1 protein-coding gene is annotated in these 207 nt (G+C 61.8%); it reads right to left on the bottom strand.

Translation table 11 applies throughout. The annotated features are described in order from the left end of the window. Positions 1-207, bottom strand: a 207-nt coding sequence (locus KW848_RS31575) for a cadherin-like domain-containing protein (protein WP_218539205.1), incomplete at both ends; no start/stop codon positions are given.

Genomic DNA, 207 nt, shown 5'->3' on the forward strand with positions numbered 1-207 from the left:
TGACTTGCGGCACGGCACCGTTGTAGTTGGCGTCCGGAGTGAAGCTGTAGTCGCCGTTGGCGGCGATAGTCACTGTGCCAACGCCGGCGATCGTTGCGACTTGACCCGCAGTAAAGGAACCCGTCACGCCGGCGACGGTGAAGCCGGTCACGCTGAGGGTGTTATCGACATCGCTGTCATTGCTCAACACGTTGCCGGCTGCAACGG

The sequence above is a fragment of the Pseudomonas sp. PDM25 genome (genome assembly GCF_019219045.1).
GTDB lineage: Bacteria > Pseudomonadota > Gammaproteobacteria > Pseudomonadales > Pseudomonadaceae > Aquipseudomonas.